General features: G+C 68.7%; 23 protein-coding genes and 1 tRNA gene. 14 read left to right on the top strand and 10 right to left on the bottom strand.

From position 1 onward, the window contains the following. Positions 1-13: 13 nt before the first annotated feature. Positions 14-2,206, top strand: coding sequence for a GmrSD restriction endonuclease domain-containing protein (locus tag ACLQ2T_RS18575; protein WP_425767613.1), 2,193 nt, complete (start codon positions 14-16; stop codon positions 2,204-2,206). Between the two features lie 19 nt (positions 2,207-2,225). Here ACLQ2T_RS18575 and ACLQ2T_RS18570 read toward each other — a convergent pair whose 3' ends face one another. The 4 genes from ACLQ2T_RS18570 to ACLQ2T_RS18555 all read right to left on the bottom strand — a co-directional run bounded on the left by ACLQ2T_RS18570 (position 2,226) and on the right by ACLQ2T_RS18555 (position 4,172). After that, positions 2,226-2,813, bottom strand: a complete 588-nt coding sequence (locus ACLQ2T_RS18570) for a Fic/DOC family protein (RefSeq protein WP_425767612.1) — start codon at positions 2,811-2,813, stop codon at positions 2,226-2,228. Continuing rightward, on the bottom strand, positions 2,800-3,396 hold the full coding sequence (locus ACLQ2T_RS18565; protein WP_425767611.1) for a type II toxin-antitoxin system antitoxin SocA domain-containing protein: 597 nt from the start codon (positions 3,394-3,396) through the stop codon (positions 2,800-2,802). Before ACLQ2T_RS18565 ends, ACLQ2T_RS18570 begins: the two co-directional genes overlap by 14 nt. A gap of 159 nt (positions 3,397-3,555) precedes the next feature. Continuing rightward, positions 3,556-3,813: a flavin reductase gene (locus ACLQ2T_RS18560; protein ID WP_425767610.1), complete on the bottom strand. Its 258-nt coding sequence runs from the start codon at positions 3,811-3,813 to the stop codon at positions 3,556-3,558. Next, a complete protein-coding gene (locus ACLQ2T_RS18555; protein ID WP_425767609.1) occupies positions 3,810-4,172 on the bottom strand; it encodes a hypothetical protein in 363 nt (120 codons plus the stop codon). Before ACLQ2T_RS18555 ends, ACLQ2T_RS18560 begins: the two co-directional genes overlap by 4 nt. Positions 4,173-4,430: 258 nt before the next feature. On the opposite strand from ACLQ2T_RS18555, the gene ACLQ2T_RS18550 reads away from it, so the two are divergent. Together ACLQ2T_RS18550 and ACLQ2T_RS18545 are read left to right on the top strand one after the other, a co-directional pair. Beyond that, complete coding sequence (locus ACLQ2T_RS18550) at positions 4,431-5,276, top strand: helix-turn-helix domain-containing protein (RefSeq protein ID WP_425767608.1); 846 nt, start codon at positions 4,431-4,433, stop codon at positions 5,274-5,276. Next, the gene (locus ACLQ2T_RS18545) at positions 5,264-5,458 is read left to right on the top strand and encodes a DUF397 domain-containing protein (protein WP_425767607.1); all 195 of its coding nucleotides are present in this window, start codon (positions 5,264-5,266) and stop codon (positions 5,456-5,458) included. The genes ACLQ2T_RS18550 and ACLQ2T_RS18545 overlap by 13 nt, the downstream gene beginning before the upstream one ends. A 139-nt stretch (positions 5,459-5,597) precedes the next feature. Here the strand turns inward: ACLQ2T_RS18545 and ACLQ2T_RS18540 are convergent, their stop codons facing one another. Next, positions 5,598-6,707 carry a M14 family zinc carboxypeptidase gene (locus tag ACLQ2T_RS18540; RefSeq protein ID WP_425767606.1) on the bottom strand — a complete coding sequence of 370 codons (1,110 nt, stop codon included), beginning with the start codon at positions 6,705-6,707 and terminating at the stop codon, positions 5,598-5,600. Between the two features lie 560 nt (positions 6,708-7,267). Between ACLQ2T_RS18540 and ACLQ2T_RS18535 the strand changes: the two genes are divergently transcribed. After that, the gene (locus ACLQ2T_RS18535; protein WP_425767605.1) at positions 7,268-8,071 is read left to right on the top strand and encodes a TerC family protein; all 804 of its coding nucleotides are present in this window, start codon (positions 7,268-7,270) and stop codon (positions 8,069-8,071) included. A gap of 223 nt (positions 8,072-8,294) precedes the next feature. After that, positions 8,295-9,155, top strand: coding sequence for an esterase/lipase family protein (locus ACLQ2T_RS18530; RefSeq protein ID WP_425767604.1), 861 nt, complete (start codon positions 8,295-8,297; stop codon positions 9,153-9,155). Positions 9,156-9,356: 201 nt separating this feature from the next. On the opposite strand, the gene ACLQ2T_RS18525 is transcribed toward ACLQ2T_RS18530, so the two are convergent. Then, on the bottom strand, positions 9,357-10,232 hold the full coding sequence (locus tag ACLQ2T_RS18525; protein WP_425767603.1) for an aldo/keto reductase: 876 nt from the start codon (positions 10,230-10,232) through the stop codon (positions 9,357-9,359). A gap of 208 nt (positions 10,233-10,440) precedes the next feature. Here ACLQ2T_RS18525 and ACLQ2T_RS18520 point away from each other — a divergent pair, with 208 nt between their 5' ends. The 6 genes from ACLQ2T_RS18520 to ACLQ2T_RS18495 all read left to right on the top strand — a co-directional run bounded on the left by ACLQ2T_RS18520 (position 10,441) and on the right by ACLQ2T_RS18495 (position 17,539). Continuing rightward, complete coding sequence (locus ACLQ2T_RS18520; protein WP_425767602.1) at positions 10,441-10,806, top strand: YciI family protein; 366 nt, start codon at positions 10,441-10,443, stop codon at positions 10,804-10,806. A gap of 244 nt (positions 10,807-11,050) precedes the next feature. Then, a complete protein-coding gene (gene pyk, locus ACLQ2T_RS18515) occupies positions 11,051-12,499 on the top strand; it encodes a pyruvate kinase (protein ID WP_425767601.1) in 1,449 nt (482 codons plus the stop codon). After that, positions 12,496-13,380, top strand: coding sequence for an acyl-CoA thioesterase (locus ACLQ2T_RS18510; RefSeq protein WP_425767600.1), 885 nt, complete (start codon positions 12,496-12,498; stop codon positions 13,378-13,380). The genes pyk and ACLQ2T_RS18510 overlap by 4 nt, the downstream gene beginning before the upstream one ends. Positions 13,381-13,510: 130 nt before the next feature. Further along, positions 13,511-13,972, top strand: coding sequence for an RrF2 family transcriptional regulator (locus ACLQ2T_RS18505; protein WP_425767599.1), 462 nt, complete (start codon positions 13,511-13,513; stop codon positions 13,970-13,972). Positions 13,973-14,105: 133 nt separating this feature from the next. Continuing rightward, entirely contained in the window at positions 14,106-15,062 is a 957-nt protein-coding gene (locus ACLQ2T_RS18500) for a sulfite exporter TauE/SafE family protein (protein ID WP_425767598.1), read from the top strand. Positions 15,063-15,265: 203 nt separating this feature from the next. Then, positions 15,266-17,539: a cellulose binding domain-containing protein gene (locus ACLQ2T_RS18495; protein ID WP_425767597.1), complete on the top strand. Its 2,274-nt coding sequence runs from the start codon at positions 15,266-15,268 to the stop codon at positions 17,537-17,539. Positions 17,540-17,801: 262 nt separating this feature from the next. Here ACLQ2T_RS18495 and ACLQ2T_RS18490 read toward each other — a convergent pair whose 3' ends face one another. Both ACLQ2T_RS18490 and ACLQ2T_RS18485 read right to left on the bottom strand, forming a co-directional pair. After that, a complete protein-coding gene (locus tag ACLQ2T_RS18490) occupies positions 17,802-18,806 on the bottom strand; it encodes an LLM class flavin-dependent oxidoreductase (protein WP_425767596.1) in 1,005 nt (334 codons plus the stop codon). Positions 18,807-18,861: 55 nt separating this feature from the next. Further along, positions 18,862-19,341, bottom strand: a complete 480-nt coding sequence (locus tag ACLQ2T_RS18485) for an Lrp/AsnC family transcriptional regulator (RefSeq protein WP_425767595.1) — start codon at positions 19,339-19,341, stop codon at positions 18,862-18,864. A gap of 102 nt (positions 19,342-19,443) precedes the next feature. Between ACLQ2T_RS18485 and ACLQ2T_RS18480 the strand changes: the two genes are divergently transcribed. Next, positions 19,444-20,601: a trans-sulfuration enzyme family protein gene (locus tag ACLQ2T_RS18480; RefSeq protein WP_425767594.1), complete on the top strand. Its 1,158-nt coding sequence runs from the start codon at positions 19,444-19,446 to the stop codon at positions 20,599-20,601. A gap of 43 nt (positions 20,602-20,644) precedes the next feature. Here the strand turns inward: ACLQ2T_RS18480 and ACLQ2T_RS18475 are convergent, their stop codons facing one another. Both ACLQ2T_RS18475 and ACLQ2T_RS18470 read right to left on the bottom strand, forming a co-directional pair. Beyond that, positions 20,645-21,394, bottom strand: coding sequence for a transcriptional regulator (locus ACLQ2T_RS18475; protein WP_425767593.1), 750 nt, complete (start codon positions 21,392-21,394; stop codon positions 20,645-20,647). A gap of 31 nt (positions 21,395-21,425) precedes the next feature. Continuing rightward, positions 21,426-21,508: transfer RNA gene (locus ACLQ2T_RS18470), tRNA-Leu, on the bottom strand. 82 nt (positions 21,509-21,590) lie between these two features. Here ACLQ2T_RS18470 and ACLQ2T_RS18465 point away from each other — a divergent pair. Both ACLQ2T_RS18465 and ACLQ2T_RS18460 read left to right on the top strand, forming a co-directional pair. Beyond that, the gene (locus tag ACLQ2T_RS18465) at positions 21,591-22,211 is read left to right on the top strand and encodes an ANTAR domain-containing response regulator (protein WP_425767592.1); all 621 of its coding nucleotides are present in this window, start codon (positions 21,591-21,593) and stop codon (positions 22,209-22,211) included. Between the two features lie 53 nt (positions 22,212-22,264). Then, positions 22,265-23,419 carry a hypothetical protein gene (locus ACLQ2T_RS18460; RefSeq protein ID WP_425767591.1) on the top strand — a complete coding sequence of 385 codons (1,155 nt, stop codon included), beginning with the start codon at positions 22,265-22,267 and terminating at the stop codon, positions 23,417-23,419. Positions 23,420-23,668: the final 249 nt, after the last annotated feature.

Below are 23,668 nucleotides of genomic sequence, written 5' to 3'. Positions count from 1 at the left end.
GTGGAGGTTCCTTATGTCCGACGCGCCGATCCGTGGCGATGGCTTCACCATCCACACACTGTTCACCCAATTCCAGTTCAAGCTCGACCCGTATCAGCGCGAGTACAGCTGGGGACGTAAGGATGTCAAGGCGTTGCTCGACGACTTGACCAGCCACTTCCGGTTGGAGTGGAAGCCCGGTCATGAGCGGAAGGCAGCCCGGCATTACCGTCCTTACTTCCTCGGGCCTTTCGTCTACTACCAGGACGACGACCTGGCGGCACTGGTAGACGGACAGCAGCGCATCACGACACTGCATCTGCTCCTCATCCACCTGAGGCGGCTGGCTCTAGAGGCGGAACGGCCGGAGTACCGAAACGACATCAATGCCCTGGAGCCTCTGATCGCGGGCACATCGTATGGCGAACGCGCGTACGCCATACGCTCGCCAGAGCGCGCCGCCCTACTTGAGATGATCTACGACGACAAGCCGGTGACGCTGTCGGCTGATTCCGCCCCTTCGGTCGCCAACCTGTACGAGCGCAGCCAGGAGATAGTCGAGCTGCTGCCGGACTACATCCGGGACGAGGCGCTGCCCCTCTTCATCCACTGGTTGCTCAACCGAGTCTGTCTGGTCGGCATCAACGCGAACGACCGTCAGCAAGGCTGGGAGATCTTCGAGACGATGAACGACCGGGGCGTACAGCTCGGCCCGGCTGATCTGCTGAAGAGCTTCTTGCTTCGACGGGCCAGGAACGATGACAACCTGCCTCGTCTGGGGAATGCCTGGACCAAGATGCTGGTCACTCTGGGGGCCTCTGACGCGCAGGCACCCACAAAGTTCTTCCAGGCGATGCTGATTGGTCGATACGCTGAAGACTTGGAGGAAGCAGGAAATATTGGGGTCTCCTTCCACGGTTGGGTTCAGGACAATGCTGTAAGGCGGATGGGTCTGCGCTACGCGCCTGACTTCGCTCGATTTATCGAGCGTGACTTGGTTCTACTCGCCGATAGATTCAGTACGTTGAGTGCCGCGACGCAGGTCTTCGAGCCTGGACTGGAGGCAGTCTTCTACAACGCCCGCAACGAGCTTGTCCAGATGCCGTTCCTGCTGGCAGCCGTGCAGCCTGACGATACAGCCGTCCAGTTTCGGGAAAAGATCCGCCTCGTCTCAGGATTCCTGGATCTCGTTTATGTGCGAATGATAGTCAACAACAAGTTTCGCAAGCCGGACAACCTGTACCGGGAGCTCTTTCCGCTCATAATGGAGTTGCGGAAAGCTCGGGACATCGACGAGTTGTCCAAGGTGTTGGGTCGGCGGGTAGCCGAGTTGGACGTCGATTTCACGGCCGTCCGGCTCTTCGGTCTGAGGCCGGATAACCTCGCTCAGGTTCGCTACCTGTTGGCTCGTCTCACTGCCTTTGTTGAGGTCGAGTGCGGTCAGCCAAACGAGATTGAGCGCTTTCTGTCGAAGAAGGAGCCGTTTGAGGTTGAGCACATCTGGGCGGACAAATTCGAGCGATATCAATCAGAGGTGCGGACCGAGGCAAACTTCCGTAGCCAACGCAACCGCTTCGGTGCACTGTTGCTGCTGCGCAAGTCGCATAACGCCAGCTACCAGGACGCACCCTTCGAAGACAAAGTGGAGTGGTACCGAGGTCAGAATCACCTTGCGGCGTCCCTGCATCCCGTGACCTATCAGCGGAATAAGCCCTTTACGGACGGGGTCGTTCGAAAGCACCGCCTGGAGAAGCTTCTCCACAGCGTGGCTCGGTTCGATCAGGCGGCGATCGAGTTGCGTCAGCGGCTGTATGAGCGGCTATGCGAGATCATCTGGAATCCGGGACGACTTGGGATCACCCTGCCGCCCAGTAGCGAGGTTGCTGTGCTGCCTGCCTCCAAGGCAGCCGCTCGGCGGACCCGTGCTCACTTCGGAGGCGTCACCACTGCTCGTCTGGTCGAGGTGGGTGCCCTTGTGGCAGCCGAGAAGTTGACTCTCACCTACAAGAAAGCGAAGTACACGGCGCTGGTAAACAGCGACGGACAAATCGAGTTGGACAGCGGCGAGAAATTCGAGTCACCCTCACCCGCTGCTTCTGCGGCCACGGGCAAGCCGGCGATCAACGGCTGGAGTGCCTGGAAAGTGCAGAGACAGGGCAAGTCGGTGTCCCTCTTCGACATCAGGTCGGACGCGCTGGCCCGTGGCCTGCTGGAAGGGCCGTCGTAGGCCGGCTAACGGCAGCGTCTCAGGGCAGTCGCCGTACGACGGGGCGCAGCACTGTGATCAGCGGGCCGAGGTCGGTCGTGATGAGGTGCTGTTGGCAGGCGCTGATGTTTGCTTCCGCGTTCAGTTCGGACCAGTCGAGCAGGTAACCGGCTGCCGCCGCTAGCTGTCGCAGGAACGAACGGATGGCTCGTCCGTTGCCCTCACGAAAGGGATGGCACACGTTCAGCTCACCGTAGTAGTGCGCGAGGGTTTCGACGAACGCATCCGGACGCAGACCAAGTAAGAAGCCATCCTCGGGGAGTCGACTGAGGATGGCGCTTACTTGATCGTCGATGAAGCGCCAGTGACAGAACCTTGCGCCAGGCTTGCTGATGTCGACTGTCCTGGTTTCTCCGGCCCACGGGTACACGGCAGCGAAGAGGTGCCGGTGGAAATCTTGGAGGTGCTCCAAGCCATAGTTGCCGGGAAGGATCATCCGGGAGGCTTGAACTTCACGGATCGAGGCCAGTCTGGATTCGACTTCGTGCAGTTGCTTGGTGTCGGAAATGCCCAGATTGTTCCTCAGGCAGTCTGAGCCTGGCCAGCAGTACGGGTCAGTCTCGGTCACCGCGGATCCGGGCGATTTCCTGAGCGATCAGCTCGTCGGCGTCTATGACACCGGAGGCGACATCGCGAAGTTTGTTCTGCCAGTCCTCGTCGAACTCGACGCCTTCGAGTGCGGCGTTCGCGGAGGCGAGGGTGACAGCGGTTTCGACGCTGGCCACTTGCCGGGCGAAGTATGTCCGCATGAGTTCGACATTGAGTTGTTCTGTCGAGCTTGCGGACTCGGGAAGGGCGCCTCGGGCGACGCGCCATGGAAGCTCATTGTGGGTCATTGTCGACAGTTCGGTGGCGGAGAACCGGCCGTAGCTCTCGGTCACCCAACGGACCGTGGCTGTCTGGGGCGGTGTCAAGTGCGACGGCTCGCCGTGCGGCCACTCGGACACGATGCGCTGCCCTCGGTGGTGGCGGTAGAGGAGTGGCACCACCGGGCCCTCGCGCCACGCCTCGATCGGCTCCTGAAACAGGGGATGCCCCTCGCGCGCCAGGTGCCAGCCCTGGCAGTAGTAGACGAGCTTTTCCAGCTTCATGGCGGTCATCGGGCCGAGTTCGCTCAATACCGCCGCCGCAACGTCGTGTGCGTTGACCACCGGCGGCACCTCCTTCCCAGCTCCGAGATCTCCTGCCCTGAGTCCGTCTGCCACAAGCCTAGCGACCAGGGGAGACAATTCCGCCCTACCCTGGCCGGCATCTCCTGCGACCTACTGCGCCACGACGGCAACCAGCTCTTGTTTACCTGGGTCGGGCGTCTAAGGCTCGGTGCGGATCGGCACCCAGTCGGTGAAGCGTTGGTGCAGGTTCGGGTAGGCGTCGGGATGCAGGTTGGCGAGCTGTTCGGTGGCCTGTTCGCGCAGGGTCACCAGGTGGACGAGTAGCCCCGGCATGTTGCCTCGGTACTCGGCGAGCAGGCGCAGCTTCGCCGGTGAGCAGGGCCAGGAGCTGCCGCAGGCTTGGCAGCGCCAGGTCGGGCGGGACGGGACGTGATCGCGCAGGTGCGCCCGCCTCACCGGTCGCCCCCGGTCGTGCCGAGCCGCTGGCTCCGAGCCCGGCTTCTGCTCGGCGGGGGTACGGGTCGAAGCCCGACCGGCCGTACGAACAGTTCCCGGCGCTGGACGGCGTCGCCGTTGTGGTCGAGTACGTACGCCTGGATCCAGGCCCAGCCGTGGTAGCTGTTCCGGTCGGTCAGTTCACGGATCACCCGTACCGTTATCGGCCTGGCGAACTGCGGTGACGCCTCGCGGGTCAGCAGGTAGACGCCGGGTGTGACCCGTGGGGTGCCGTCGTCCCGTTGACCGGGGACCGGGGTGGCCGGGCGACTCCTCCAGCGCGAGACGGGGACAGCGTTCGCGGGCCTGGGCAATGTCACGGGCGCCTCCTCGTCTGGTCGGTGTGGCGGACCGATGGCCACGGCCACTTCCCGCCACGGGCGCGAATCGCCTGCGGTGCTCTGGATGGGGGGTCGCTGCGGTGGGGACATCCGGCAGCGACCCCCGCCACGTACGCGCCCGCCGGGTCGGGGGGATCGACCTCCACCAGGCGCGCCGTGCTACTTCCACCCTGGACGTACGCCCCATACGGTGTGAATAGTCAGCGCGCGATCGCGGAAAGTAACGGCCAGGCTCGAATGGGCGCGGAACGGTGCACAGCGCCGGGGAAGGGTGTGGAAGTCGTGGGAATCTCGCCCTCGGAGTACCTGCTTCGTGAGTTGCGGCGTCGGCGTGGGGCCGCCGGGCTCACTCAGGCGCAACTCGGCGAGCGGGTCTTCTGCTCGGATTCGCAGGTGAGCGCGATCGAGACCGGCACGAAGCCGCCGACCCTGCCCTATCTGACCGCGGTGGACGGTGCGTTGGAGACCGGCGGCTACTTCGCGACCCTCTGGGACGAGTTGGTCAAGGGGGATGCCTCCCCGGTCTGGCTGCGCGAGTTGATCCAGATCGAGCGGGAGGCCACCGCGCTGCGCTGGTATGAGCATTCCTTCGTGCCGGGCCTGCTCCAGACCGAGGCGTACGCCCGCGCGACCTTCCGGGCCGCGCGTACCCCGGTTGCCGACCTTGATCAGCGGGTCGACGCGCGGATGCAGCGACAGGCGGTGCTCGACCGCGACCCGAGCCCGCAGTTGTTCGTGGTGTTGGACGAGATGGTGCTGCGACGGGCCTGCGGTGGCCCGGAGGTGATGGCCGAGCAGGTTGAACACCTGCTCACCTGTGCCGAGCAGCCGCATATTCAGTTGCACGTTGTGCCGCTGTCGGCTGGCATCTATTCAGGGTTGGCCGGGGCGTTCATCCTGGCTGACCTGCCTGATGGGACGCGGGCTGCCTATATGGACAATCAGGTGGCAGCACAAATCGTGGGGCAGCCGGATTCGGTTGCTAGCCTGGGCCTGGCGTGGGACGCGGTCCGGAGCGAAGCCCTCCCGTTGGGCCAGACACTCGACGTGCTCAAGGAGGCGGCGAAGACATGGGCAACCTGACCGGCGCGCGGTGGCGTACCTCATCCCGCTCCTCCACCAACGGCGGCGCCTGCGTCGAGGTGGCCGACAACCTGCCCGGTGTGGTCGGCGTACGCGATTCAAAGGATCCGACCGGCCCGGCGCTGACCTTCACCCCGGCCGCCTGGCGGGCCTTCCTCACCCAGTTCCCCGCGCGGCCCTGATCCGCGCGGCCCTGATCCGCGCGGCCCTGATCCGCGCGGGTGTCCGCGTGCCCTCGGCTCACTGGCGGGGCCTGACACCGGCGACCGAAACGGGTGTCGCCCCGGCCTGACGGCCGGGGCGACAATCCTGCTACTCGGTTCAGTTACGCGGCGCGTTGATCCGCTCGGGGATGAGCTCGTACCGCTCGGGGTCGATGGTGTTCAGCGTCCCGTCGGTGATCGAGTTGAAGATCCCGAAGAGCCCGTCCTCGATCTGCTTGGTGAGCATTCCGTGCTGCTTCTGGCCCCAGGACTGGGTCTGCCCACGGGTCTCGAACAGAATGCTCGCGCTACCCCGCAGGGCGTACGAACCCAGCGCGGTGCCCGGCAGGTTGGTGTTCTGCGGGTACAGGGTCACCTTGCTCTGCGGCGAGTTGCCGGACTGGAGGGCGTCGTACACCGCGACGTTCACCCGGCGTGCGGCGTCGTAGTCGAACTTCGGCCAGTTACCGTGCTGGGCGGGGTTCGAGATGAAGCGCCCGGAAATGGAGAGGGTGGTGTAGTCGTCCATTCCCACGCCGGTGTAGCAGGCGGCCTGGTTGTGCAGGTCGACGAAGACGTCGACGGTGCCGAACTCCCGCTCCAGCGCGCGGTAGACGTCACGGGACGCCTGCGCTTCCGGGGTGATGTACCAGCCGGTGGAGGCGCTGTTCCCCGGGAAGTCACCCGGCTGCGGGACGTAGTCCAGGTTGGGGTGGAAGTCGCGGTTCACGTCGAACCCGCCGAGCCGGGAGTTGTAGTTCCACGCCGTACGCGCATTGGCGAGCTGCGGGAAGTCGGCGACGACATCGCTCCAGGGCCGCGCGTTCTGCCGGGTGACCAGCTCGCCGCCGTCCGGGTTGAGCTTCGGCACGGCGACGATGGTGACCGCCTTGCGGATCTCCTCGGACCGCTTCGAGTTGTTGCCGAGGGTACGCAGGGCGTCGAGCAGGGCGGGAGTGCCGTGCATCTCGTTGCCGTGGATCTGGCTCTGGACCATCACCACGGTGTCGCCCTCGCCGACCCGGGCGGACCAGATCTCGCGACCCTGGTTCGAGTAGCCGGCGACGTCGACCTTGACCTTGCCCTTGCTGGTGTGCTCGATCTGCTGGAGACTGCGGCGCAGTTCCTCGTGGCTGATGAAGCCCTGGACCGACTTGTTGCCGGTCTCGTTTCCGCAGTGCGATTCGAGCGGCTGGGCGGCTGCCGGGGCGGAAATCGACACCGCCATTCCGGGAAGGCCGATGAGCAGTGCGGCGGCGACCGCGATGTGACGCTTTACCCGACTTGGTGACGTTGACGGCACAGCTTGACGCATGAAAAGCCCTCCACAGTGATCGGGTGGATCTAGCACGTCACCTAAGCACAGGAAACCGCAGTCAGCAAATGGGGCAATTTTGCTGGGCGGCCGTTTCTGAGGCCAATCTCAAGATTTCCTCAATTGTCGTCCGCGATCCTGTCAGGAATCGTTCTCCTGGCTACCGTGCCGCATCCGGTAGCCGCTGCGGCTTCGATTCCAATCGGGTTTCACGCAGTCGGGTCCGACGATTGTAGAAGATTTCCCATGCGGATCTGGACAATTATTCGACATCCGTATCGGCGGTCCGACTCACGCCCGATTCCCGGCGCAGGGCGGGCCCAGGTCGGCGGCGGTGGTGGGCAGCCCGCCGTCACCGCGTCGCCGGTCGGGCGGGGTTGCGGTGCGGGAGGTGACGCGGTACGCCATGCTTGCGCAGATCGCCGATGGTTCCGGGTGCCCCGCCCGGCGGCGTCCTGAGAGTCGAGGATGGAATGGAATTCTTGACCAGTCCCGAGCTGTGGATCGCCTTCGCGACCCTGCTCCTGCTGGAGATCGTGCTGGGCATCGACAACGTCGTGTTCATCTCGATCCTGTCCGGCCGGCTACCCGAGCATCAGCAGGCCCGGGCCCGTACGATCGGCATCTCGCTGGCCCTGATCACCCGGCTGCTGCTGCTGGGCTCGTTGTCCTGGATCATCGGGTTGACCGCGCCGATGTTCACCGTGCTCGGGCAGGAGATCTCCGGGCGGGATCTGATATTGCTGCTCGGCGGGTTGTTCCTGGTCGGCAAGGCGACGTACGAGATCCATGAACACCTGGAGGGCTCCGACCACGGCCAGTCGAACAAGAAGGTGGTGTCCTTCGGCTCGGTGATCGCCCAGATCCTGGTGCTGGACGTCGTCTTCTCGCTGGACTCGGTGATCACCGCGGTCGGTATGGTCGACGAGCTGGCGATCATGATCGCCGCCGTGGTGATCGCGATGATCATCATGCTGGTCTCCGCCGCTGCGGTCAGCAACTTCGTCAACCAGCACCCGACGGTGAAGATGCTGGCCCTGTCCTTCCTGCTGATCATCGGCGCGAGCCTGATCGCGGAGAGCTTCGACCAGCACATCCCGAAGGGCTACGTGTACGGGCCGATCGCCTTCTCCATCTTCGTGGAGTTCCTCAACCTGCGGGTGCGGGCACGCCAGCGCCGCGAGCAGGAGGCGAAGCCGGTGCAGTTGCACCCGACGTACGTCAAGAACAGCCCGGCGCGGCCCGACCCCGAGCCGGAGGTGACCACCGCAAGCTGAGCCTGTCCGCGACCTTGCGCCGCCCGTACCCCGGTGGGTACGGGCGGCGTTTGTCGTATGTGGACCGTCGGTAGCTCGGATGCCTGGTGAAGCTAGGTCTACCCGAGCGTAACTTTTCATTGACGTTTCTGGATTGTGACGGGATCATCATTGCACGGTCGATCGGACACCCCCCACCCTTGCCCCGGCAACCCCGGGGCTTCTCCCCTTGGGAGGTGCAGCGATGCTGCTCCGAAAGGCTGTTCCCGTCCTGGCGCTGACCCTCGCCGCCGTTCTGTCGGCACCCGCCGCCTCGGCCGCTCCGGTGGCTGCCAAAGCACCGGCCACCACGGGCCCTTCGGTGGCCGCCGAAACACCGGCCACCAGCACAGCCGCCGATGCGTCGGCCACCAGCGCGGCCGGCGACGGGCTCGGTGCCCTCGCCGGTGCCAACCCGGTGATCGTGGTCGGCGGGCTCAGCGGCATCGCCGCGGTGTACCAGCCGCTCGCCGCCCGGCTGCGCGCCGACGGCTACCGGGTCTGGGTCTACGAGTTGCCCAATCTCGGGCTCGGCGACATCGTCGCCTCCGCCGGCAGCCTGCGCGCCTTCGTCGGAAAGGTTCGCGCCAGCACCGGCGCGGCCAAGGTCGACCTGGTCGCCCACTCGGAGGGTGGCCTGGTCAGCCGGTACTACATCAAGAACCTCGGGGGCGGCGCCACCATCGGTCGCTACGTCAGCCTCGGCACCCCCCAGTACGGCACCTACGTCGCCAACCTGCTGGCGTTCCTCGGCCTGGGCAGTTGCGCCGGAATCGTCGCCTGTCAGCAGATGACCATCGGTTCGTCGTTCCTCGCCGCCCTCAACGCGGGTGACGACACTCCGGGCTCGGTCCGCTGGACCACCGTACGCACCTGGCAGGACGAACTCGTCCGCCCGGTCGACAACGCCACGCTGGCCGACGGCGCGACGAACGTCCTCATCCAGGCCAAGTGCCCCCTACGCGTGGTAGGCCACCTGGCCCTGGTCGTGGACGGCACCACCTACTCGATCATCCGCCAAGCCCTCCGAGACCACCCCATCAACCCCTCCTGCCTGGCCCTCTAACCACACCGCCACCCCCTCCCTCGCCCCCGCCCTCACTCCTCGCCCCGCGCCCCCCTCGCCCCGCACCCCCCCTCGCCCCGTCGATCATGCACTTTCTGCCGGGGCATAACTGGACAGAAGCCGCACTTGGGCGACCGAAAGTGCAAGATCGCGAAGGAGCGGGGCGCGGAGGGGCTGGGGTGCGGTGGGGGGAGGGGTGGGTCAGGGGGTGGGGGTGGAGAGGGTTTCGTACTCGGTGTCGGTCAGGGTGACCTGGGCGGCGGCGACGTTCTCCTCCAGGTGGGCCACCGAGGAGGTGCCGGGGATGGGGAGCATGACGGGAGAGCGGCGCAGCAGCCAGGCCAGGGCCAGCTGGGCGGGGGTGGCACCGTGCTCGGTGGAGATCGCGTCCAGCGGGCCGCCGGGGCGGGCCAGTTCGCCGGTGGCGATCGGGTACCACGGGATGAAGGCGATGTCGTTGCCCTCGCAGTAGGTCAGGACTTCCTCGGCCTTGCGGTTGACCAGGTTGTAGAGGTTCTGCACGGAGGCGATCGGGGCGATCTGGCGGGCCGCCTCGATCTGCTCGACGGTCACCTCGGACAGCCCGATGTGCCGGATCTTGCCCTCCTCCTTGAGCAGCACCAGCTCCCCGAGCTGGTCGGCCAACGGCACCTTGGGGTCGATCCGGTGCAACTGGTAGAGCCCGATGCTCTCCAGGCCGAGATGGCGCAGGCTCAGTTCACACTGCTGACGCAGGTACTCCGGCCGCCCCAGCGGACGCCAGTCGCTCGGACCGCTGCGGGACAGCCCGGCCTTCGTCGCGATGACCAGATCATCGGCGTACGGGTGCAGCGCCTCCTTGATCAGCAACTCGGAGACGAACGGCCCGTACGAGTCGGCGGTGTCGATGAAGGTCACCCCCAGCTCGTACGCCCGGCGCAGCACCCGTACCGCCTCGGCCGGGTCCTTCGGGTCGCCCCACACACCCGGGCCGGTGATCTGCATGGCCCCGTAGCCGAGCCGGTCGACGGTCAGGTCGCCACCGATCCGGTAGGTGCCGGCGGCCTTGGCGGGTCGAGTGTCAGCGCTGCTAGCCATGCGTCAGTCCCATCGTCTAGATCGTCCTCGTCGGCAAATCTAGCCGTCGTCGCCGCACCCTGCCCGGGTCACGGGAGCACCGGACCGGGATCGGCTGAGCAGCCGGTACGGCCTGCTGCTTCGTGGGAGGCTGGGGTACCGGCGTGTGTGCCGCCGTCGGGCGCAGGTGGGCCGCGAAAAGGGCAGGCGGGCCGCGGAAGGGAGCGTCATGACCGCAGAGCCGCATCTGGACTTCGCGCTCGACACGTACGAGTGCATCGTGCTGTATCCCGGCGCGGCCGGACGGGCCCTGCCCGCCGAGACCGTCCAGCGGTTGCAGGCCGAGCATGCCGAGCACATGCAGGCCCTCCAGCAGCGGGGGATCATCCTGGTCTCCGGCGCGGTCGACGGCAAGGCCCGGCAACCGGACCCGCCCCTGGGCTTCGGGCTGGCCCGCACCGGCTCGGTCGACGACGTGCGCACCGTGATGGAAGCCGACCCGGCGGTACAGGCCGGGCTCTACCGGGTGGACGTGATGACTTTCCTCTGCCCGGCCGGCTCACTGGAGTTTCCGCTGGTCAGGACGGAAAGCTGAGCCGAAGCGGGTAGCTGGCCTTCGGTCATCGTGCGGTCACCGGCGGTTGTCGGGACGGTGCGGCTCAGCGCAACCTGGACTGGGAGGCGTACCATTCCGGCGCGCGGTCGCTGTTGCCCGCCATCGACGTTCCGGTGTGGTCCCCGCCCGCCGGCAGCGCGCGCATGTCGCGCGCCGTTGGACAATTGTTCCGCTTTGCGCAAGGGGTCGGCCCATGGTCCGACCCGGAGGAGAGACTAGCCTGATGGGCGTGACACGCCGCGCGAAGATCGTTTGTACTCTTGGCCCCGCCACCTCGTCCCCCGAGCGTATTCGCGGGCTCGTCGAGGCCGGCATGAATGTGGCGAGGCTCAACTTCAGCCACGGCAGCCACGCCGACCACGAGGCGGTCTACCACCTGGTCCGCGAGGCATCCGAGGCGACCGGCAAGCCGGTGGCCATCCTGGCCGACCTGCAAGGGCCGAAGATCCGCCTGGGCCGGTTCGCCGACGGCCCGCACGAGTGGCGCACCGGTGACTCCGTGGTGATCACCGGAGACGACGTGTTGGGCAGCAAGGAGCGGGTGTCCTGCACCTACCGGAAGCTGCCGCAGGAGGTCAAGCCCGGCGACCGGCTGCTGATCGACGACGGCCGGGTGGCCGTGGAGGTCACCGACGTCACCGGCAACGACATCCGGGTCCTGGTCACCGAGGGTGGACCGGTCAGCAACAACAAGGGCGTCTCGCTGCCCAACGTGGCGGTCAGCGTGCCCGCCATGTCCGACAAGGACGCCGAGGACCTGCGCTTCGCCCTCGGGCTCGGGGTGGACCTGGTCGCGCTCTCCTTCGTCCGCTCCGCCGACGACATCAAGCTGTGTCACGGCATCATGAGCGAGGTCGGCGTACACCGGCCGGTGCTGGCCAAGGTCGAGAAGCCGGAGGCGGTCGACCACCTTGAGGCGATCGTGCTGGCCTTCGACGGGGTGATGGTCGCCCGGGGTGACCTCGGCGTGGAACTGCCGCTGGACGAGGTGCCGCTGGTGCAGAAGCGCGCCGTGCAGCTGTGCCGGGAGAACGCCAAGCCGGTCATCGTGGCCACCCAGATGCTCGACTCGATGATCGAGAACTCCCGGCCCACCCGTGCTGAGGCCTCCGACGTCGCCAACGCGGTGCTCGACGGCGCCGACGCGGTGATGCTCTCCGGCGAGACCAGCGTGGGCAAGTACCCCGTCCTCACGGTCAGCACCATGGCCAAGATCGTCAGCACCACGGAGTCCGGCTCGATCGCCGTACCCCGCCTCCAGCACGACCCGCGTACCCACGGTGGGGCCCTCACCGTCGCCGCCTCCTCGATCGCCCGGGCCATCGGGGCCAAGGCCCTGGTCGCCTTCTCCCAGACCGGCGACACCGTGCGACGGCTCAGCCGGCTGCACTGCGACCTGCCCCTGCTGGCCTTCACCCCGGTCCCTGAGGTGCGCCAGCAGCTCGCCCTCTCCTGGGGGGTGGAGACCTTCCTGATGCCGTTCGTCCAGCACACCGACGACATGTTCCGGCAGGTCGACCAGGCGCTGCTCGGACTCAACCGGGGCAACCCCGGCGACTACGTGGTCATCGTGGCGGGCAGCCCGCCCGGCACCCCCGGCTCGACCAACACCCTGCGGGTGCACCAGCTCGGTTCGCTGGTCGACGCCGCCTCGGCGCGAGCCCTGCAGTGAGCGACGACCAGGTACTCGTCGGCCAGGCCGCCGTAGACCAACTGCTGGAAGTCCTCGACCTGGTGCCGACCGGCACCAGGTCGTTCCGGGGGATGAGCCCCCCGGTCGGACCCCAGCGGGTGTACGGCGGCCAGGTTGCCGGCCAGGCCCTGGTCGCCGCCGGCCGCACCGTCGATCCGGAGCGGGTGGTCCACTCGCTGCACGGCTACTTCGTGCGCCCCGGTGACCCGGTCGAGCCGATCACATACGAGGTGGAGGGCATCCGGGACGGCCGTTCCTTCTCGGTACGCCGTTCGGTGGCCCTGCAACACGACAAGCCGATCTTCTTCATGTCGGCGTCGTTCCAGCGCCCCGAGGACGGGCTGGACCACCACGCCCCCGTCCCGCCGGACGTACCCGGGCCCGAGCAGGTGCCCACCATGTCCGACCGGCTGGCCCGCTACCCGGAACGGCTGGGCGTCTGGGGGCAGATCCCCCGCCCCATCGACGTACGCTACGTCGGCGAGCCCGGCTGGGTACGCCCCGGCGACCGCCCCGCCGACCCGCACCAGCGGGTGTGGATGCGCATCGACGGCAAGCTGCCCGACGATCCGCTGCTGCACGCCTGCGCCCTCACCTACGCCTCCGATCTCACCCTGCTCGACTCGGTGCTCTCGGTGCACGGCGAGGTGTGGGGCCCCGGTGGGGTGGCCGGTGCCAGCCTCGACCACGCGGTGTGGTTCCACCGTCCCTTCCGCGCCGACGAATGGTTCCTCTACGACTGCTGGAGCCCTTCGGCCTCCGGGGCCCGAGGGCTCGCCACCGGCAGGCTGTTCACCGTCGACGGGCGGCACATCGCCAGCGTCGTCCAGGAGGGTCTGCTGCGCCGCGTCGGCGCCTGACCCGACCGGCTGACGGCCTCTGCGTAGCGGCGCGAATCCCGCCCCGATCGACGGCCGTACCATCCGGGTCAGCCGATAGGTGCAGGGGTGATCGTCCGGGTGGCGGGGCGGGCCGACTAACGTGTCCGCCATGCGACTCTCCGCGCGGGTTGACTACGCCCTTCGAGCGGTCACCGAACTGGCCTCGGTGCCCGGGGTCGGTCGTGGCCGTCCGGTGACCGCCGACCAGATCGCCCGAGCCCAGGACATCCCACCGAAGTTCCTGGAGAGCATCCTGCTGCAACTGCGCCGGGGCGGCATCATGCAGGCCCAGCGGGGCCCCGAGGGCGGCTACTGGCTGGCCCGACCCGCCGAGGAGATCTCCCTGGCCGACGTGATCCGGGTGATCGACGGACCGTTGGCACACATCCGGGGGCAGCGGCCCGAGCAGCTCGGTTACCAGGGCGCGGCCCGCGCGTTGCAGGACGTCTGGATCGCCCTGCGCGCCAACGAACGGCAGATCCTCGAACTGGTCACCATCGCCGACGTGGCTCAGGGCACTCTGCCGGAGCAGGTCACCCGCCTGGTGTCCGACCCCCGCGCCTGGACCTGACCCCGCTCCTCGGGGGGAAGGGGGAAGGCCGGGGGAGTCGCGTCATTGACCGACCAGGGGCTTGACCGAAGGCCCCCCGGTGCCGCATTCTCGACCAAGTTGATAGGAGTTGCCGAATAGTTAGGGGGCGGCCGTGCGCAAGCTGCTGGTCATCGCGCTCGTCGGGCTCGCCGCCCAACTGGTCGACGGGGCGCTCGGCATGGCGTACGGACTGACCTCCTCGACCCTGCTGCTCCTGGTCGGGGTCGCCCCGGCCGCGGCGTCCGCCTCGGTGCACCTGGCCGAGATCGGCACCACCCTGGCCGCCGGTACCGCGCACTGGCGGTTCGGCAACGTCGACTGGCGGGTGGTCATCCGCATCGCCATCCCCGGGGCGGTCGGTGCCTTCGCGGGCGCCACCTTCCTCAGCTCACTCTCCACCGAGGCCGCCGCCCCCTGGATGGCCGCGATCCTGTTCACCCTCGGCGCGTACCTGCTGGTGCGGTTCTCCCGGCCGCTGCGCCGCAACCCGACCGCGGGCCGACTGCGGGGGCGCTTCCTCGGCCCGCTCGGACTGGTCGCCGGTTTCGTCGACGCCACCGGCGGTGGGGGATGGGGGCCGGTCGCCACCCCGGCGCTGCTGGTCAGCGGCCGGATGGAACCCCGCAAGGTGATCGGCTCGGTGGACACCTCCGAGTTCCTCGTCGCCGTCTCGGCCAGCCTCGGCTTCCTCATCGGCCTGGGTACGGAGGGTTTCCTGCTGCCGATCGTGCTGGCCCTGCTCATCGGCGGCCTGATCGCCGCACCGATCGCCGCCTGGCTGGTACGCATCGTCCCCGCCCAGATGCTCGGCGCGGCCGTCGGCGGCGTGATCGTGCTGACCAACGCCCGCATCCTGATGCGTACCGCCGAGTTCGACGGTGCCCTGCCGGTGCTGGTCTACCTGCTGCTGGCGGCCGGTTGGGTCACCGCCCTGCTGCTGGCGGTGCGACTGGTGCGGCGGGCCCGTCGCCAGCGGGTGATCGCCGAGGCAGCCGGCGCGGCGCAGGGCGCCTCCGAGGCCGACTCCGCCCCGGAGGAAGTCGCCGCCCTCTCCGCCGCTGACCGCTGAGTCCCGCCCACCCAGGTCCTCAGGAGACCGATCCGCCGCGATTGTGCGTGGAAAGGGCGTGCCCTAGCATCGCAACTGCGCGGGAATCTAATTACCGACGTCGATTCGTCGGGATCTCTGCCGCCAGCGCGGCACCCGCCGGCCTCGGGCAGGGTCGGCGAAGCCACAACTGCCGCGCGCCCGACCTCCACCGGAGGACATCCATGCCCCGCACGGCCCGTCGGGTCATCGTGCTCGCCACCACCACCGCCGTCACCCTCGCCGCCGGTACCCTCACCACCCTGACCGCCTCGGCCGCCGCCACCGGCTGCCGCGTCGACTACCGCATCACCAACCAGTGGGGCGGCGGTTTCGGCGCCGACGTCACCGTCACCAACCTCGGTGACCCCCTCAACGGCTGGACCCTGACCTGGGCCTGGCCCGCCGCCGGCCAACAGGTCACCCAGGCGTGGAACGCCACCGTCACCCAGTCCGGGGCTCAGGTCAGCGCCCGCAACGTCGACTACAACGCCACCATCGGCAGCAACGCCAGCACCTCCTTCGGGTTCAACGGCTCGTGGAGCGGCACCAACCCGGCCCCCGCCAGCTTCGCCCTCAACGGCACGACCTGCACCGGCGCCACCACCCCGACCACCCCACCTCCGCCGCCGACCACCCCGCCGCCGACGACTCCACCACCTCCGACGACTCCACCACCGACCACCCCGCCGCCGACGACTCCGCCGCCGGGCGCGATGCAGGCGGAGAACCTGGACCGAGGGCTGGTCAGCGTGCGTTCCGGATCGGGCAACCTGGTGTCCTGGCGGCTGTCGGGAACCGAGACCTCCGGGGTGGCGTTCAACCTCTACCGGGGCGGCACCCGGGTGAACTCCACCCCGATCACCGGGGCCACCAACTACCTGGACAGCGGGGCCGCCGCCGGTGCCGCGTACACCGTGCGGGCCGTGGTGGGCGGCGTCGAACAGGCCGACTCCGCCCCGGCGTTGCAGTTCCCGGCCGGCTACCTCGACGTACCGTTGCAGGTCCCGCCGGGGGGCACCACCGGAAGCGGTGAGGCGTACAGCTACTCGGCCAACGACGCCGGCGTCGGGGACCTCGACGGCGACGGCCGGTACGAGTTCGTGCTCAAGTGGGAGCCCTCCAACGCCAAGGACAACTCCCAGTCCGGCTACACCGGCAACGTCTACGTCGACGCGTACACCCTCACCGGCGCCCGGCTGTGGCGCATCGACCTGGGCCGCAACATCCGGGCCGGTGCCCACTACACCCAGTTCCAGGTGTACGACTACGACGGTGACGGCCGCGCCGAGGTCGCCATGAAGACCGCCGACGGCACCCGCTCCGGCACCGGACAGGTCATCGGCAACGCCAGCGCCGACCACCGCAACTCCAGCGGCTACGTCCTCGCCGGCCCGGAGTACCTGACCATGTTCGACGGTCGTACCGGCGCCGCCCTGTCCACCGTCAACTACGACCCGCCCCGAGGCACCGTCTCCTCCTGGGGCGACTCCTACGGCAACCGGGTCGACCGGTTCCTGGCCGCCACCGCCTACCTGGACGGTCAACGCCCCTCGCTGATCATGGCCCGGGGCTACTACACCCGGGCGGTCATCGCCGCCTGGGACTTCCGCAACGGCAGCCTGACCAAGCGGTGGACCTTCGACTCCAACACCAGCGGCAACGGCGCCGCCGCCGGACAGGGCAACCACAACCTGTCCGTGGCCGACGTCGACGCAGACGGCCGACAGGAGATCGTCTACGGTGCCGCCACCATCGACGACAACGGTCGACTACTGCACTCCACCGCCACCGGTCACGGCGACGCCATGCACGTCGGCGACCTCGACCCGACCCGACCCGGCCTGGAGGTCTTCAAGGTCAACGAGGACGGCAGCAAACCCAGTTCCTACCTCGCCGACGCCCGCACCGGCCAGCTCATCTGGTCCACCCCGCCCGGCGGGGACAACGGCCGGGGTGTCTCCGGCGACATCTGGGCCGGCAGCCCCGGCGCGGAATCCTGGTCCTCGGCGGTCAGCGGCCTGGCCAACACCCGGGGTCAGAACGTCGGCCGCAAACCCTCCTCGACCAACTTCCTGATCTGGTGGGACGGCGACCCGGTGCGGGAACTGCTCGACGCCACCCGCATCGACAAGTACGGCCCCAACGGCGACACCCGCCTGCTGACCGGCGCCGACGTGGCCGCCAACAACGGCACCAAGGCCACCCCGGCCCTGTCGGCCGACATCCTCGGTGACTGGCGGGAAGAGGTGGTCTGGCGTACCAGTGACAGCCGGGCCCTGCGGATCTACAGCACCCCGACCCCGACCAGCACCCGGATCCACACCCTGATGCACGATCCGCAGTACCGGGTGGCCGTGGCCTGGCAGAACACCGCCTACAACCAGCCGCCGCATCCGAGTTTCTTCCTCGGCGACGGCATGGCCACGCCGCCCGCCCCGCGCATCTACCTGCGCTGAGGCCCTGAGAAAGGGACAGGCACCGGGCCGCAATCGCGGAATCCGCTCAACTGCGGCCCGGTGCCCCACACCGCGGCACCCCCGACCCGTCCCGACCGGAGAGTGCCGTACCACCACCGGATACAAAGTTAAGCGGACTCCGCGTCGCGGGGGTGACGCTCCCATGAAGATCGTGTTTCGCGGCACAGAACCGCTGTGACCTGGGCCACCGTCGCGGATGCGCCAGACCTGTCCGGCCCGCGCCCCGCACCTGTGCCTTCACTCAGCGTCGCAGGCCCCCGGCGACCCGCTCGGCGATCAACTCGAACGACCGCACCCGGTCGGCGATGTCGTACACCATCGTGGTGAGCATCAACTCGTCCGCCTCGGTCCGGGTCAGCAGGTCGCCCAACTGCCGGGCCACCGTCTCCGGCGACCCGGTCGCCTGACCCTCCCGCCGCTGCACCACGAACTCCCGCTCAAGATCGGTGTACGGGTACGCCGCCGCCTCCTCCGGCGAGGCCAACGGCTCCGGACGCCCGGACCGCAACCGCAGGAACGACAACCCCGCCGGCCCGGCCAACCACTCGGCGCGCTCGTCGGTCTCCGCGCAGACCGCGTTCACCGCCACCATCGCGTACGGCCGCTCCAGCCAGCGCGACGGGCGGAAACTCTGCCGGTACAGGGCCAACGCCGGCAGGGTGTGCTGCCCGCTGAAGTGATGGGCGAACGAGAACGGCAGCCCCAGGGCCCCGGCCAACTGGGCGCTGAACCCACTGGAACCCAACAGCCACACCGCCGGCCGCTGGCCCCGCCCCGGAGAGGCCATGATCCGCCCCGGGCGGTCCTCGTCGAAGAAGTCCATCAGCGCGGCCAGCTCCTGGGGGAACTTCTCCGCCGACAGCCCCTCCATCGTCCGGCGCAACGCCAGGGCGGTCATCTGATCCGTACCCGGAGCCCGCCCGATGCCCAGGTCGATGCGGCCCGGGTGCAGGGCCTCCAGGGTGCCGAACTGCTCGGCCACCACCAGTGGCGCGTGGTTGGGCAGCATCACCCCACCCGAACCCAGCCGGATCCGGCTGGTGTGCGCGGCCAGATGCGCGATCAGCACCGCCGGTGCCGACGAGGCGATCGCCGGCATGTTGTGGTGCTCGGCCACCCAGAACCGGTGATACCCCAACTCGTCGGTACGCCGGGCCAACTCGGTGGTGTGCCGCAACGCCTCACCGGCGGAGGCGCCGGCCGCGACGGGGGCAAGGTCCAGAACAGAAAGCGGTACGTCGATCACAGCCGCTGCCAACCCGGAAGATGCCGGATTTGTTCCCCAGACCGGGCGGAGGTGATCAGCCCGACCCGCGGGCCTGCTCGAAGATCAGACTGGTCTGGGTGTGCTGCACCGCCGGATCCACCGCCAGATGATCCAGCACGAAGTCCCGCAGCGCCTCGGCCGACGCGGCCCGTACATGCAGCACGTAATCCTCCGCCCCCGCCACATGGAACACCGACACCACCCCCGGCAGCCGCACCGAACGGGCCCGGAAGGCGTCCACCGCCCCCCGCGCGTGCTCGGTCAGCCGTACCGACACCAGGGCCTGCAACGGCAGACCCAGCGCCGCCGGATCCACCTCCGCGTGGAACCCGCGGATCGCTCCGCTCTGCCGCAGCGCCCGGGTACGCGCCAGACAGGTCGACGGGGCCACCCCCACCCGCTCGGCCAGGGCATTGTTCGGCAGCCGCCCGTCGGCGGACAACTCCGCCAGGATCGCGCGGTCGGTGTCGTCGAGGGCCGCGAACGGCCGTAGATCATTCGATACGAGGGACATGGAATCATCCTCCACCGAACAAGTGCGCAGTAGGAAGGGAGGTGTTACGAATTGTCTGCGAAACTGTTGCCTTTCATGCACTGATCATTCGATCCTGTCGGCATGACGACCGTGGACACCAGAGCCGTGCACGCCGGCCGTGAAGACCTCACCGGCCTCGGCGTCCACGTGCCGCCCATCGATCTGTCGACCACCAACCCCCTGCCCTCGGTCGACGACGGCGGCGACGCGTACGAGGTGCTCGCCACCGGCAACCCGCTACCCCCCGGCGCCAGCGCCGTCTACCAGCGGCTGTGGAACCCCACCGTGGCCCGCTTCGAAACCGCCCTGGCCGAACTGGAAGGCACCGCCGAGGCCGTCGCCTACGCCAGCGGCATGGCCGCCCTCACCGCCGCCGTACTCGCCGCCACCCGCGACGGCAGACGCCACCTGGTCGCCGTACGCCCCCTCTACGGCGGCACCGACCACATCCTGGCCACCGGCCTGCTCGGCACCGAGGTCACCTGGGCCCGGCCCGACCAGGTGGCCGCCGCCATCCGCCCGGACACCGCCCTGGTGATCGCCGAAACCCCGGCCAACCCCACCCTCGACCTGCTCGACATCGCCGCCCTGGCCGAGGCCGCCGGGCAGGTGCCGCTGCTGATCGACAACACCGTGGCCACCCCGATCCTCCAGCAACCCGCCCGGCACGGCGCCCGGCTCGTGCTGCACAGCGCCACCAAGAGCATCGGCGGCCACGGCGACGTCCTCGCCGGAGTGGTGGCCTGCGACCCCGAATGGGCCGCCCGACTGCGCCAGGTCCGCGCCGTCACCGGCGCGATCCTGCACCCCCTCGGCGGGTACCTGCTGCACCGTGGCCTGCAGACCCTGCCGGTGCGGGTCCGCACCCAACAGGCCGGTGCGGAGAAACTCGCCGCCTGGCTCGGCGCCCACCCCGCGGTCACCCGGGTGCACCACCCCGGCCTCGACGACCCCGCCGGGCTCGTCGGCCGGCAGATGTCCGGCCCCGGCAGCCTGCTCGCCTTCGAGGTACGCGGCGGCGCCCCGGCCGCCGCCGCGGTCGCCGGCGCCTGTCGGCTGATCACCCACGCGGTCTCCCTGGGCGGCGTCGACACCCTGATTCAGCACCCGGCCTCGCTGACCCACCGCCCGGTCGAGGGAGACGCCAAACCGGATGCCGCCCTGCTGCGCCTCTCCGTCGGCCTGGAGGACCCGGAGGACCTGCGCGAAGATCTGGCCCGAGCCCTCGCGGCGGCCTGAACGCCGCGCTGCCAGTCGTGGCCGCCCGCGCCGCCCCCGGCGGTCACGACTTCGGGCCGACATGGCGGTCCAGGGCGTCGACCGCCTCCCGCCGGGCCACCGAGAGACTGTTGCGGCGGTTCATCCTCCAGGCGACGCCGAGCAGGTCCAGCGCCCACTGGCACAGGCCCATGATGTCGGCGGACTCATCGACGAACATGTAGCGGGGATAGGCGTACGGCCGCCCCCTGACGGTGACCCGGTTGGTGACCCGACAGCCGTCTGAGTGGAACAGCCCTCGTACGAAGTGGCCTGCGTGGGCAGTCAAGATTTCGCACTGCCAGCCGGCAAGGACGATCGGACGCTTGTGTTTCTTGCCCGGACCGTGTTGCGGGATGAGGCATGGCCAGTGCTTGCCGGTGCTCTGCACCGCTACACAGCCCTGCTTCTGGATTCGTTGGACCCGGTTCGCGAGCACGGCTCTCATCGCGGCGTCGCAGGCCTCGATCAGGTTCGGCCAGGTGTCGGTGCAGTAGATGCGCAGCACCGGCGCCCGGTCACTGGTGACGAGATGCCCGTCGCCGAGATAGAGACCGACCAGGTAGGCATAGGCGGCAGGGTCGGCGGGGCCGGTCAGCTCCGGCCGGCAGCGGAAGCAGCGGGTCGCGCTGCTGACCTGAGCAGGCTCGGGTCGATCGACGCACCAGTGCCACACCGTGGTGTAGGGCAGGGCAAGGGTGCGCGCTATCGAGCGGATGTTGTGGCCCTGGGCGCGGAGTGCACGGACCCGCGCCCGGGTCTCGGGCGGATGCACATCGGCATCGTCGAACGCCTGTATGACAAAGTGCCGGGAGCGGGATTCGAACCCGCAAGCCCTTTCGGGCAGAAGTGTTTGAGACTTCCGTGTATGCCGTTCCACCATCCCGGCGAGTGAGGCTTACTGTACCCGACTACTCTCGTGCGAGAGCATGGGTGGGTAGCCGTGCAGGAAACGATGGTGGGAGTGGCTCGTGGCCGACACGCAGACGGATGCCGCGCGCAGGCGGGTACTGATCGCCGAGGACGAGGCACTGATCCGGCTGGACCTGGCCGAGATGCTGGCCGAGGAAGGCTACGAGGTGGTCGGGGAGGCCGGTGACGGCGAGACCGCCGTTCGGCTGGCCGAGGAGCTCAAGCCCGATCTGGTGATCCTCGACATCAAGATGCCGATCATGGATGGACTGGCCGCCGCCGAGCGGATCGCCGGGGCCCGCATCGCTCCGGTGATCATTCTGACCGCCTTCAGTCAGCGGGATCTGGTCGAGCGGGCGCGGGCTGCCGGTGCGATGGCCTATCTGGTCAAGCCCTTCCAGAAGAGTGACCTGGTGCCGGCGGTGGAGATCGCCCTGTCCCGTTACTCGGAGGTCGCCGCGCTGGAGGCCGAGGTCGCCGGGCTGACCGACCGGTTGGAGGTCCGCAAGACCGTCGAGCGGGCCAAGGGTGCGCTGATGACCACCTACAACATGACCGAGCCCCAGGCCTTCAAGTGGATCCAGCGTACGGCGATGGATCACCGGATGACCATGAAGGAGGTCTCCGAGCGGATTCTCGCCGAGACCGCCGGTGGTGAGGTGACCCAGCCGGCTCCCTGAGTCGGTTGTACGACGGACACGGCTAGAGGCCGGCGTCGATATAGCATCGGCCCATGGCGATCCGGCGGTGGAGTGCGGTCGTCGCCGCCGTGGTGGTGGCGGTGGCCGGCTGCTCGCCATCCGATGCCCCGCCCGCGCCGCCGGAGCCGCTGCGCCCGACCTGGCAGGCGGTCGTCCTGCCGACGAGTTCCGAAGGCGCTGGCCGGGTGTTGGTGCGGGACGCGACCGTCTGTGGTGGGCGCTGGTACGCCGTCGGTGCGGTCGTCGATGCGGCGGGGCAGCGGGTCCCGGCCGCCTGGACCACGATGGACACCTCGCTCTGGTCGCCGGTCCGGCTGGTGTCCTCGAGTGTGTACGGTGCCCGGCACCTGCTCTACGCGGTGGCCTGCCGGGAGGCCCGGCTGGTGGCCTTGGGCGCGGCCAGTGGGGGTGCGCACGGCAATCCGCGGGTGGCCAGTTGGTTCCTGCATCCCGACGGGGTGTTGCGGGAGGTGGCGGCGGGGTTCGAGTTGTACGGCGGGCCTGGGGCGGTGAGTGTCTCCCGGGTGGTGGTCGGGCCGCTGGGATGGTTGCTGGTGGGAGCCCGGGTGACCGGGGCGGCGGTGTGGAGTTCGCCCGACGGGGAGCGCTTCGCGCTGCACGAGGGGTTGCCGGAGCTGGCCGGTGATGAGCGGGGCCGGACGGTGGCGTACGACGCGGTGGCGGTGCCCTCGGGTTGGCTGGCGGTGGGTGCGCTGTTGGTGCCCGGTGCGGTGCCGGCGGCCTGGAGTTCGCCGGACGGGCGGGTGTGGCGGCGGGTGCGACTGCCCGGTGTGGAGGGTCCGGGCCAGGCCCAGCGAGTGGCCAACGTGGGCGGTACGGCGCTGGCGGCCGGTCCGGTTCGTGATGGCTTCGGGGTATGGGGGTGGGGTTCGGCGGGTTGGCGGCGGGTTGGCGGCTTCGGTGCGGGTGGTCGGGGGGCGGGGTCGGTGCGTGCGCTGGCGGCCTCGGCCGACGGGGTGGTGGCGGTGACCATTGACGCCGATGGTCACCGTCTGTGGTGGTCGGACGATGGTGGTGGGTCGTGGCGTCCGGTCGCCCTGCCGGTTGCGGTGCCGTCGGGGGAGACGGCGCTGGTGGTGGCGCTGGAACAAGGACGGCTTATGGTGTTTGCGGACGCGGGAGGCGGGTCACGTGCCTGGTGGGCACACCTTCCGGTAGGTCGCTGAAGGAAGATCACCAAGCAGTGGGTCGTGCCGATCAAACGAAGGTGAAACGGCCTCGGAGCTGATCAATCAATGGTGCCCTCTTACAGCGATCGCACCCTATCCGCCACGGCGTGTAACGGTTCGGTCAACGGCCCCTTCCGGGTCTTACGTCACGGCTACACGGTGGGATAACGTCCGGCCCCAGACCGGCGACGACGGTCTGGTTCGTCCGCCCCCGCAATGGCCAATTGGTAGCGGGTGGTTCGGGCC

Source organism: Micromonospora sp. DT229 (assembly GCF_049844505.1).
Lineage (GTDB): Bacteria > Actinomycetota > Actinomycetes > Mycobacteriales > Micromonosporaceae > Micromonospora.
Note: the sequence above shows the minus strand (reverse complement) of the source record. Positions and strands in the feature narration are given on the sequence as shown.

What these genes read in the sequence shown, in the direction of transcription:
- ACLQ2T_RS18575 (WP_425767613.1), top strand. Translation starts at nt 14, where the DNA reads ATGTCCGACGCGCCGATCCGTGGCGATGGCTTCACCATCCACACACTG.
- ACLQ2T_RS18550 (WP_425767608.1), top strand. Translation starts at nt 4,431, where the DNA reads ATGGGCGCGGAACGGTGCACAGCGCCGGGGAAGGGTGTGGAAGTCGTG.
- ACLQ2T_RS18545 (WP_425767607.1), top strand. Translation starts at nt 5,264, where the DNA reads ATGGGCAACCTGACCGGCGCGCGGTGGCGTACCTCATCCCGCTCCTCC.
- ACLQ2T_RS18540 (WP_425767606.1), bottom strand. Translation starts at nt 6,707, where the DNA reads ATGGCGGTGTCGATTTCCGCCCCGGCAGCCGCCCAGCCGCTCGAATCG.
- ACLQ2T_RS18535 (WP_425767605.1), top strand. Translation starts at nt 7,268, where the DNA reads ATGGAATTCTTGACCAGTCCCGAGCTGTGGATCGCCTTCGCGACCCTG.
- ACLQ2T_RS18530 (WP_425767604.1), top strand. Translation starts at nt 8,295, where the DNA reads ATGCTGCTCCGAAAGGCTGTTCCCGTCCTGGCGCTGACCCTCGCCGCC.
- ACLQ2T_RS18525 (WP_425767603.1), bottom strand. Translation starts at nt 10,232, where the DNA reads ATGGCTAGCAGCGCTGACACTCGACCCGCCAAGGCCGCCGGCACCTAC.
- ACLQ2T_RS18520 (WP_425767602.1), top strand. Translation starts at nt 10,441, where the DNA reads ATGACCGCAGAGCCGCATCTGGACTTCGCGCTCGACACGTACGAGTGC.
- pyk (WP_425767601.1), top strand. Translation starts at nt 11,051, where the DNA reads ATGGGCGTGACACGCCGCGCGAAGATCGTTTGTACTCTTGGCCCCGCC.
- ACLQ2T_RS18505 (WP_425767599.1), top strand. Translation starts at nt 13,511, where the DNA reads ATGCGACTCTCCGCGCGGGTTGACTACGCCCTTCGAGCGGTCACCGAA.
- ACLQ2T_RS18495 (WP_425767597.1), top strand. Translation starts at nt 15,266, where the DNA reads ATGCCCCGCACGGCCCGTCGGGTCATCGTGCTCGCCACCACCACCGCC.
- ACLQ2T_RS18485 (WP_425767595.1), bottom strand. Translation starts at nt 19,341, where the DNA reads ATGTCCCTCGTATCGAATGATCTACGGCCGTTCGCGGCCCTCGACGAC.
- ACLQ2T_RS18480 (WP_425767594.1), top strand. Translation starts at nt 19,444, where the DNA reads ATGACGACCGTGGACACCAGAGCCGTGCACGCCGGCCGTGAAGACCTC.
- ACLQ2T_RS18460 (WP_425767591.1), top strand. Translation starts at nt 22,265, where the DNA reads ATGGCGATCCGGCGGTGGAGTGCGGTCGTCGCCGCCGTGGTGGTGGCG.